Origin of the sequence: Nonomuraea soli, from assembly GCF_013761175.1 — a bacterium.
GTDB classification, from domain to species: domain Bacteria; phylum Actinomycetota; class Actinomycetes; order Streptosporangiales; family Streptosporangiaceae; genus Nonomuraea; species Nonomuraea soli.
In genome coordinates this window covers 903,296-903,798 of sequence record NZ_JACDUR010000003.1, presented here as the reverse complement: position 1 = coordinate 903,798, position 503 = coordinate 903,296, and the positions used below count along the sequence as shown (strand labels likewise).

The 503-nt window shown below is 65.2% G+C and carries 1 protein-coding gene; it reads left to right on the top strand.

What is annotated here, in order from left to right; all coding sequences use genetic code 11:
• Positions 1-503: tetratricopeptide repeat protein (locus HNR30_RS17165; protein WP_181610832.1), on the top strand; the 503-nt coding region annotated here is incomplete at both ends.

Sequence of the window (503 nt, the reverse complement as noted above, 5' to 3'; positions counted from 1 at the left end):
CTGGGCGATCGCCATGCGCGGAGAGACCTATCGCTTGATGGCGCGCTATGAGGAAGCGCTGGCCGACTTCACCACAGCCATCCGCCTCGACCCCAAATACGACTGGGCGATCGCCAGGCGCGGAGAGACCTATCGCTTGATGGCGCGCTATGAGGAAGCGCTGGCCGACCTCACCACAGCCATCCGCCTCAACCCCAAGGATGCCTGGGCGATCGCCTCACGCGGCCAGACCTACCAGGCCATGGAGCGCTATGAGGAAGCGCTAGCTGACCTCACCACAGCCATCGACCTCAACCCCAAGGATGCCTGGGCGATCGCCTCACGCGGCCAGACCTACCAGGCCATGGAGCGCTATGAGGAAGCGCTGGCCGACTTCACCACAGCCATCCGCCTCAACCCCACGTACGCCTGGGCGATCGCCTCACGCGGCCAGACCTACCAGGCCATGGAGCGCTATGAGGAAGCGCTGGCCGACTTCACCACAGCCATCCGCCTCAACCCCG